8 protein-coding genes are annotated in these 8,623 nt (G+C 53.6%); 1 reads left to right on the top strand and 7 read right to left on the bottom strand.

Going from position 1 to position 8,623, the window contains the following annotated elements:
• The 4 genes from ELY38_RS10310 to ELY38_RS10295 all read right to left on the bottom strand — a co-directional run.
• Window positions 1-224 (bottom strand): electron transfer flavoprotein subunit beta/FixA family protein (locus ELY38_RS10310; protein WP_422822327.1); only part of this gene is annotated, 224 nt, incomplete at its 3' end.
• Window positions 221-1,732, bottom strand: a complete 1,512-nt coding sequence (gene putP / locus ELY38_RS10305) for a sodium/proline symporter PutP (RefSeq protein WP_127061943.1) — start codon at window positions 1,730-1,732, stop codon at window positions 221-223. The genes putP and ELY38_RS10310, both read right to left, overlap by 4 nt.
• A gap of 256 nt (window positions 1,733-1,988) precedes the next feature.
• Window positions 1,989-2,774 carry a pyrroline-5-carboxylate reductase family protein gene (locus tag ELY38_RS10300; protein ID WP_127061941.1) on the bottom strand — a complete coding sequence of 262 codons (786 nt, stop codon included), beginning with the start codon at window positions 2,772-2,774 and terminating at the stop codon, window positions 1,989-1,991.
• Window positions 2,737-3,423: a TetR/AcrR family transcriptional regulator gene (locus tag ELY38_RS10295; RefSeq protein WP_127061939.1), complete on the bottom strand. Its 687-nt coding sequence runs from the start codon at window positions 3,421-3,423 to the stop codon at window positions 2,737-2,739. Before ELY38_RS10295 ends, ELY38_RS10300 begins: the two co-directional genes overlap by 38 nt.
• Before the next feature lie 143 nt (window positions 3,424-3,566).
• Between ELY38_RS10295 and ELY38_RS10290 the strand changes: the two genes are divergently transcribed.
• The gene (locus tag ELY38_RS10290; RefSeq protein ID WP_127061937.1) at window positions 3,567-5,597 is read left to right on the top strand and encodes an NADH:flavin oxidoreductase; all 2,031 of its coding nucleotides are present in this window, start codon (window positions 3,567-3,569) and stop codon (window positions 5,595-5,597) included.
• A 172-nt stretch (window positions 5,598-5,769) separates the two neighbouring features.
• On the opposite strand, the gene ELY38_RS10285 is transcribed toward ELY38_RS10290, so the two are convergent.
• From ELY38_RS10285 to ELY38_RS10275, 3 genes are all read right to left on the bottom strand, one after another.
• Window positions 5,770-6,096 carry a type 2 periplasmic-binding domain-containing protein gene (locus tag ELY38_RS10285; protein WP_127061935.1) on the bottom strand — a complete coding sequence of 109 codons (327 nt, stop codon included), beginning with the start codon at window positions 6,094-6,096 and terminating at the stop codon, window positions 5,770-5,772.
• A gap of 323 nt (window positions 6,097-6,419) precedes the next feature.
• Window positions 6,420-8,237, bottom strand: a complete 1,818-nt coding sequence (locus ELY38_RS10280; RefSeq protein WP_127061983.1) for a putative bifunctional diguanylate cyclase/phosphodiesterase — start codon at window positions 8,235-8,237, stop codon at window positions 6,420-6,422.
• Window positions 8,234-8,623: a response regulator gene (locus ELY38_RS10275; RefSeq protein WP_246009120.1), complete on the bottom strand. Its 390-nt coding sequence runs from the start codon at window positions 8,621-8,623 to the stop codon at window positions 8,234-8,236. The genes ELY38_RS10280 and ELY38_RS10275 overlap by 4 nt, the downstream gene beginning before the upstream one ends.

Raw genomic sequence — 8,623 nt, 5'->3', positions numbered from 1 at the left:
GCGGTACGCAGCTGTTCCTGGGCCGCTTTAGGGCCAATGGTGACCGCAACGACTTCGGTGGCCACGCCCTTCTCTTTCAGGCGCACGGCTTCTTCCACGGCGATTTCGCAGAAGGGGTTCATGGCCATTTTGACGTTGGTCAGGTCAACGTCGGAGTGATCCGCCTTGACGCGAATCTTGACGTTGTAATCGATGACGCGTTTAACCGCGACGAGTACTTTCATACGAGTATCTCCTGCTGGTGGTTGTTAAGTGCTGATTCCATCTCATCGAACTGACGCGCGACAGAAGCCAGCGGGGCCGCCGTGCTCAATGAGGCACCCACTATCGCGACAAGCGAGAACACGAAGCCAGGAACAATTTCATACAGATCGAATAGCCCGCCCGATAGCCGAGACCAGACAATAACGGTGATACCACCTACCACAATACCGGCAAGCGCGCCCCACTGGTTCATGCGCTTCCAGAACAGACTTAAAATGAGTGTGGGGCCAAAGCAGGCACCAAACCCCGCCCAAGCATAAGAGACCAGCCCGAGCACTTCAGAACCCGGTGCCAGCGCGAGCAATAGCGCGATAAGAGAAACGCCCAGCACGGCCAACCGGCCCACCCTCAACAGCTCTTTTTGCGTTGCGTTCTTACGAAAGACCGACTTGTAGATATCATCGGCAATAGTGGATGAGCATATAAGCAGCTGTGAATCCGCGGTCGACATGACGGCTGCCAGAATAGCGGTGAGCAGTACTCCGGATACAATTGGGTTAAACAATACATCGACCATAAACATGAAGATGCGCTCCTGATCATCAAGTCCAGCCGGGAAGAAACCATGACCAAGCACGCCGATTAGCAAGGCGCAGACCAGTCCGATAGCAGTCCAGGAAACCGCCACGCGCCGCGCAAAGGGAATATTGCGGTGGTCGTTAATCCCGGCAAAGCGTGCCAAAGAGTGTGGCTGGCCGAAGTAGCCCAGACCCCAGGCAAGCGAGCTTGCTATGGCGATCCAGGTCAGGCTTTCGCCGCTGGCCGCATCGGTCAGCCACTGCAGGACCTGGGGCGAGGCCTCCTGTACGGAGGCCATAGAGGCGTTGATACCACCAAGTTCCGTGACTGCGGCCACTGGAACGGCAATCAGAGCGAAAATCATCATGATGCCCTGTAAAACGTCGGTCCAGGAGACGGCCAGATAGCCGCCAAAGAAGGTGTAAGAAATGATTGCCAGTACGCCCAATAAAACCGCCAGCTCGTAGCTCATGCCAAAGACAGTGTTTAGCAGCTTACCGCCCGCCACCAGCCCCGAGCTGGTATAAAATAGGTAAAATACGATAATGAACAGCGAGGCTACCAGCCGTAGGCCATTGGTATGCAGCTGGAAACGTTCGGAGAGAAAGTCTGGAATGGTCAGGGCGTTGTTGGCGACAAAGCTGTAGACCCGAAGCCGTTGGGCCACGATCAGCCAGTTTAAGATAGTTCCTACTAGCAAGCCGCCAGCCACCCAGAATGACGATAGCCCTGACAAGTAAGCAGCACCTGGCATCGCCACCATTAGCCAGCCCGACATCTCCGAGGCACCGGATGAAATCGCCGTTGCAAACGGCCCTAGTGTGCGTCCGCCCAGAGCGTAGTCCGAAAAATCTGACGAGCGTTTCCAAGCGACAACACCAATGACAAACATTACGACAAAATAAAGGGCAAACGTCGTAATCACGACTGCGTTATTGTTATCCAGCATGGAACTGTCTCCTTTTAAACATCAAGCAGGTCCGGCAGCACGCGATAGCGCTGCGGTTTATTATTCATAAGGGGGGCGTTATCCAGTCAGAGTCTTTATTAACCCCATCGTCGTCTAGCCAACTGCTCCGAAGGAGCCCCCACTGCTTGGTGTTTATTGTTGCCAAGGTTCATACCCTCTCCTTTTTTATAATGTGTTGAATGCGTTGTATGGCTGGGCGTTTGCCAAAGCGTTTATTGTTGTAAGCGTCATTCGGTCAGGTCTTGACGGCACCGTAGGCGGCCTCAATCCCCTGCTGTACCGCCTCCCGAAAACCATGCTGCAGCATGGCATTTAAGCCTTCGGTGGTGGTTCCGCCGTAATCCAGAAAGCGGGTAACCATCTCCATTGGGGTCGCGTTTTCTTCCAACATCAGTTGGCTAGCGCCTGACAACGTGTGCAGTACGCCGCGCTGGGCCACCGCCGGAGAAATTCCTTGTGTTATTGCATGATGAATTAGCGCATCAGCCAACAGCGCAGGAAACGCAGGGCCACTGCCCGTTAGCGCAGTCAGATAATCGATTTGCGATTCGTTTTCTACTTCATCGCTTACACCACAGGCTGAAAACAGGCGCTGAACGAAGTCGCGATCATCCGCGCTCAAACGTGGCGTTGCACACCAAGGGGTATAGGAGCGCCCTACCGCTGCAGCTGCGTTTGGCATGGCACGTACGATTCGATCACTCCTCGTTGCCGAGGCCAGCGCTACCATTGGCACCTTGGCCATTAACGAAATCACCAGCCGGTTTTCAAGCGAAAGCGTTAGTTGGGCAAACTGCTCAGGCCGAACAGACAACACAATGATCTCAGCAACCTCCAGCAGTGCATCAGAACTCTCGACACAAGTTACGCCTGGCCAATCCTGATAGCGGTTATGCTTTCGACTGGCCGTTACCACCAGCTGGTTTGGCGCGATAAGCCCACTAGCCAACACGCAACGACCCAGCGCACTACCCAGCCAGCCATTACCCCCGATAATGCCGAGCGTTAATGTCGGTTTCATCTGTCATCTCCTGTTGAGCCGCCATCTCTTCGGGCGTAAACCGCGCTCTATGCCGCGCAGCAAACCGCTCAAGATCAGCATGGGTGCACATCTGCCCAGTAAAAATATTGATGTACTGAGCCACTCGGGCGATCCGCGTATCTTGGGTCTCTTGGGTATGCATTGAGATGTAGCCGATCTGAATCAAATACACCGTGCGTGCACGGGTATCAGCTTCCAGCACGTCATAGCCATAGCGAATAAACATGTCTTGCAGCGCTTGTAGCCGCACGCTATCGGCTTGGCTAACGCGCTCAGCAACCGCTTGATCTTGCAGGCTCCAGCTTCTAACGGCGTACTCGAATTCAGAATCAAATACCGCCGGGTCAAACCAACAATCAAAGATATTGAGCGTGGCTTCCACGATGGAAGATGCATATTTCTCCGATTGTTCAATTAAGGCCTGGGTATTTTGTCGCTCCCACCGCTCCAGCAGTGCAGTAAGCACCTCTTCACGATCTTTAAATAGCCAGTAAAAACTGGTGCGTGATGTTTTTAACTTCTTTGCTAACGGTACGATCTTGACGGCACTGACTCCCGAGGCAATTAGTAGCTCGTAAGCAGCATCAATCCAAGCAGTTTGGTTAATCGTGGCGCGTCCGTTTTTCACGTATTTCTCTCTTTGCCATGGCGATGCAATCGATCATACAGGAAGGCTGTCATCTTCGTGTACATAACTGTCATCCATATTGACAAGTATGTACAGTGAAGGCTAGCTTGTGTCAACCATCAAAACAACAAGGGAAGATGACCGTGAAAAACGACCCTTTGCTACAGCCGTTACAATTAAAACATTTAACTCTGAAAAATCGGGTAATGCTGACTTCTCACGAACCGGCTTACCCCGAAGATGGCATGCCTAAAGAGCTATACCGGGCTTATCATGTTGAACGTGCCAAGGCAGGTATTGCCCTGACCATGACTGCCGGGTCGGCGGCGGTTTCTCGAGACAGCCCGCCGGTGTTTAACAATATTCTGGCTTATAAAGATGAAGTGGTGCCGTGGATGCGCGACCTTACCGAGGCGTGCCACGAACACGGTACGGCAGTAATGATTCAGCTAACACACTTAGGTCGCCGCACCCGGTGGGACAAAGGCGATTGGCTGCCTGCGGTATCAGCCTCCAATCATCGCGAAGCATCCCACCGTGCCTATCCGAAAAAAGCCGAGCTTTGGGATATTGAGCGATTAATCAAGGATTACACCGACGCCGCCGAACGCATGTACGCAGCAGGCCTGGACGGCATGGAAATCCAGGCGTACGGCCACTTGATGGATCAGTTCTGGTCACCGTTGACCAACGAGCTTGATGCGCCGTATGGAGGCAGCCTGGACAACCGGCTACGGTTCACCTTTGAAGTGCTTCAGAGCATCCGTGAGCGTGTGGGTGAGAAATTCTTACTAGGCGTGCGCTATACCGGAGACGAGTGCTTACCCGGCGGGTTCGATGCTCGGGATGGCATGGCCATTTCCCACCGATTGAAAGACAGCGGTTTGGTAGACTTCCTCAATGTCGTCAAAGGGCACATTGATACCGACCCAGGCCTGACGGACGTGATTCCTATCCAAGGCATGCCTAGCGCGCCACACCTGGATTTTGCGGGCGATATTAAGCGCGAGGTCGACTTCCCTACCTTCCATGGAGCCAAAATTCAGGATGTTGCGACGGCTCGCCATGCGATTGCATCCGGCAAGGTCGATATGATCGGCATGACCCGTGCCCATATGGCCGACCCGCATCTGATGAAGAAAGTCATCGAAGGCCGTGAAGAAGAGATCCGTCCCTGCGTGGGCGCCAACTACTGCCTGGACCGCATTTACCAAGGCGGCGCTGCGTACTGTATTCACAACGCCGCGACCGGCCGCGAAACCACCATGCCCCATACCATTTCCCCCGCCGATACCAAACGCAAGGTGGTGGTCGTTGGCACAGGCCCTGGCGGGCTGGAAGCCGCCCGCGTGGCTGCCGAACGCGGACACGAAGTCGTCGTATTTGAAGCAGCAGATGCCCCCGGCGGGCAAATTCGTTTAACGGCGCAGAGCGAGCGTCGTCGAGAAATGATGGGCATTATCGACTGGCGCTTTGATCGCTGCCAAGCCATGGGCGTAACGTTCCACTTCAATGTCTTTGCCGAACAGGATGAAGTGCTCGCCGAATCGCCGGACGTGGTCATTGTGGCAACGGGCGGACAGCCTAACGAAGAGGCGCTTCAAGAGGGCAACGAGCTGGCCATCACCGGCTGGGATTTGCTCTCTGGCCATGTGACGCCAGGCAGAAACGTGCTGGTGTATGACGATGCAGGCGACCATACCGCCCTACAAGCAGCTGAGATTATTGCCAAAGCGGGCGGTAAAGTCGAATACATGACAGCCGACCGCGCCTTGGCGCCGGAAGTCATGGCTATGAACTTGGTGCCCTACATGCGCACGTTACAAATGCTAGATACCACGTTCACTCCGACGTTCCGCCTGACCGGCATTAAGCGTGACGGCAGTGAACTTGTCGCTTCGATCAGCAGCGATTACACCAATGTCGTTAAGGAGCGGTGCGTGGACCAAGTCGTTGTTAACTTTGGCACTTTACCCATGGCCGACCTTTACGAAGAGCTAAAGCTGCTGTCGAGCAACCAAGGAGCCATCAACTATGACAATCTGATTGTAGGCACACCACAGCCTGCCGCAACCGAAGGAAAATTCCAGCTGTTCAGAATTGGGGACGCCATTTCGCACCGCAATACCCATGCTGCGATTTACGATGCCCTACGCATCGTTAAAGACCTGTAGGGTTCTGTCATTTGAGTGAGCCGACCTAAAACCGGCTCACTTTTAGGGGAACGCAGCAGCCAGTCACAAAGGATCATGGCCCAGCCAGAAGATTTTGAGTTAATTCTTATATAGAAATCGAGAGGCGATAGGATGCTTTCTGGCACCAGCCTTACCAGTTTTTCACTCTTCACTAATTGGCGGTTAAACTCTCCCAGCCTAAAATAGCGCCCATTCCATCCTGCGGGGCCTGTAGCACAATCTCATAATTATTAACGCTAACTCCCTGTGGACGGGGTTGGGAAAGCGCCTGGGTATCGCTCCGCTCTTTCCAGCCCGCCCAGCCTGTTTCTTCCGTCTCAAGGTAGAGTAACGGAACACTCAGAAGGCCTTCAGCACCATAAATCTGACACTTTTCCTTAAACTCAGAGCTGCCCAAGACCACAAGTCGATCTTGGAACAGTGCGCGGCATTCCATACTCTCTTCAGTGATATCGTCATACTTGGTGCTTAAGCCCACTGTGATTCAGGAACATCTCTGTCGCTAACAATCTAGGCAATTAATTTGATAGGTCTTGAAGCGCCTGATTAAGTCGCTAAAAAAGCGGAAGCGAGTTTGACAGGGTGGATATTCTCGTCAATAACACAGGGATTATGTTTGAGCAGTCACAAGGGCCAATTTGGATCGATAGCACCTTATACACGAGCATTCCTGTTTCGGCCAGAAAAAGACATCAATTCCCGAACGTGTAGGCCCGAGATAAAGCCACTCAGCGTGAAGTCGGTTATCATCTAGCCAATAGTTTTCAAGATTTGTATGATACCGACAGACGCTTATCTCCGTTATTGTGGCTGGCGGCCCTCTGCCCCGCTTCCACGATTCGCAGCAGGATGGTTGTTTTTTCCCTCTATCCACTGCTGCAGTTCAGCGAAGGGCATCGGACGAGCAAACAGATAGCCCTGGCCTGCTTCAACATCGAGGCTAACCAGGCATTGGCACTGTTCTTCCGTCTCGATGCCTTCGGCGACCAGATTAAGATGAAAATTTTTGGCCAGCGATACGATGGTCTGAGTAACCGCTGCGTCCGAGGTATCGGTAACGATATTGTCTATGAAGCACTTGTCGATTTTGAGTGTGGTAATGGGCAATTTGTGAATGTAGCTTAACGAGCAGTAGCCGGTACCGAAATCGTCAAGCGCAATGCTCACGCCCATGTTTCGCAATGCTCGAAGTTTATCGAGATTCTTTTGGCCCAGGTCCGCCAGAGCGGTTTCGGTAAGCTCCAATTCAAGGGCTGTAGGTGAGATGCCGAAGCGTAATAGGGCTTGTTCGACGGTCGTAACGAATTCATCCTGTGCCAAGTGCTGAGCAGAAATATTGACCGCCACCTGGGCCGGGCCGCCATGAGCCTGCCAAATCCGCATGGACTCGCAGGCTTTCGCGAGTACCCATTGGTCAATCTGTATAATCATACCGTTGCGCTCGGCAACCGAAATAAAGTTATTTGGCGGTACCAAGCCACCGCTTGGCAGGCGCCACCGAATCAGCGCCTCAACGCCGCTCAGCGAACGGTCCTTCAAACTCACCTTTGGTTGGTACCAGAGTTCAAATTGGTCAAGCGCGAGGGCTTCGTGTAGCCCTGCCTCGGTTCGTATCTGTGCCAGTGCTTGGCGCTGCACGTTAGTCGAATAAAACGTAGGATGTTGCACCCGTTCAGTACGAGCCAAGGCCGCTCCCGCGCAATCCAGAAGAGAGGGGGCATTTGATGCATCATCAGGGTAGACGGCAATGCCCACGGTGGGGGAGATATGGACGCGCTCTCCCCTAACATCGAGGGGGATAGATGAAAGTTGTTGAACGCTGCGAAACACCTCAAGCGCATTGTTCGTGGAGGCACCGGCACGCAGCATCAGGGCCCACTCTTCTGTAGACAGCCGTGCTAGCGAGTACTTATCGCCCAGCAGTGCCTTTAAACGCTCGCAGCAAACGAGGCCGGCCTTTTCCAATGCCCGGTTACCTAAAGATTTTAAAATCGGCGCCAGTGAAATGTGAATGGCCATGACGTAAACCTGACGACCCAGAACCGTTCCATCTTGGATGGCTTGGCTCAAACGATCCAAGAATAGTGTCTTGTTGGGCAGTCCCGATCCCTGATCATGGCTAGTGAGGTAGGCAAGTCGAGTACTCTGGGTGAGTGCCTGGCGTCTCGCACGTAGCAGCATGGCGATACGCTGTGTCAGCTCACTTGGATCAATCGGGGTGAGCAGGAATTCATCGATGAGCGAATCACAGGCATGCAATGCTCGGGGAAGATCTTTCCTTGAGGCAATCAACATGGCTGGCAGAAAAACAGGCTGTGCATGTCTTCTCGCCTCAGATAGTACTTTTCGCCAGCGTATCGCGCCCGCGAGATCGACAATGGCGAGGTCGAACGAAGCTCTCATTGGACTGTTCGACCTTATGTCTTCGACGGAGCCAGACTTGTCAGGTATAAGAACGTCGTAGCGCGGCCTCAGATGTTCTATCAACTGTTTGCAGTTTCCACTGGCACCCACCAGCATCAAAATCCGCTCCCGTTGGGAGACAGACGGGATCGAGCTGCTGTCTTCCCCTGCGATGCCTCGCCAGAAGACATCCTGATTGCTATTGTCTTTTTTCATGCGTCCGTTCCAGACTGACTGCATCGCTGTGGATCCCCGGCCAGGTCCGAAAGCAGCCCGAGGAGTATAGGCTTCTTCACTGGCTTCTGTAGAAAACTGGCCGCACCGTAGAGTAACGCCTGTCCTCCTCGGCGGATTTCATGCGCGGCGCAGAGCACGATAAAGCGCACCTTATGACTTTGCAGTGTCTGGCACATCCGCCAATCAGCCGGGCCAAAGTCCGAGATATCCACGAGCGCGATGATGCAGTCGCTAGACTGCATCATCGCCGCAGTGAGAGCCTCATGATCGGAAGCGCTGATCGCAGTGTGACCTGTCGCCTCCAGTACGTCTGCCATCACGCGCGCATTGCCCGGTCGTTTCATCACCAGTAGGACGGTTGCCAT

Source organism: Vreelandella nanhaiensis, from assembly GCF_003990185.1.
Classification (GTDB): domain Bacteria; phylum Pseudomonadota; class Gammaproteobacteria; order Pseudomonadales; family Halomonadaceae; genus Vreelandella; species Vreelandella nanhaiensis.
The sequence above is the reverse complement of the archived record's forward strand: the minus strand, read 5'-3'. Positions and strand labels throughout refer to the sequence as shown.

Excerpts from the sequence above, each read along its gene's own strand:
- putP (WP_127061943.1), bottom strand. The coding sequence starts at position 1,732 with ATGCTGGATAACAATAACGCAGTCGTGATTACGACGTTTGCCCTTTAT.
- ELY38_RS10300 (WP_127061941.1), bottom strand. The coding sequence starts at position 2,774 with ATGAAACCGACATTAACGCTCGGCATTATCGGGGGTAATGGCTGGCTG.
- ELY38_RS10280 (WP_127061983.1), bottom strand. The coding sequence starts at position 8,237 with ATGAAAAAAGACAATAGCAATCAGGATGTCTTCTGGCGAGGCATCGCA.
- ELY38_RS10275 (WP_246009120.1), bottom strand. The coding sequence starts at position 8,623 with ATGGCAACCGTCCTACTGGTGATGAAACGACCGGGCAATGCGCGCGTG.